This window comes from Rothia sp. HMSC069D01, from assembly GCF_001810135.1.
Classification (GTDB): Bacteria; Actinomycetota; Actinomycetes; order Actinomycetales; family Micrococcaceae; genus Rothia.
The window spans coordinates 1-205 of record NZ_KV800078.1 but is presented as its reverse complement, the minus strand read 5'-3'; the positions used below and the strand labels follow the sequence as shown (position 1 = coordinate 205).

The 205-nt window shown below is 48.8% G+C and carries 1 protein-coding gene; it reads left to right on the top strand.

Translation table 11 applies throughout. The features are described 5' to 3' along the window. Positions 1-205 (top strand): IS3 family transposase (locus tag HMPREF2710_RS01450; protein ID WP_141746580.1); only part of this gene is annotated, 205 nt, incomplete at both ends.

Here is a 205-nt window from a genome sequence, read left to right as displayed (position 1 = left end):
GCTGATAATGGTTTTATCCAGAGTATGTCACGTAAAGGCAACTGTATCGATAACGGTGCTACTGAGCAGGTTTTCGGGCACCTTAAGGATGAGTTCTTCCGTGGGCAGGACTGGCAGACTTTTGAGAGTTTCAAAGCTGACCTTGATGCCTATATTACGCATTGGAACACAGCAAGGCGTCAGGTGAAGCTTAGGGGCCTGACCC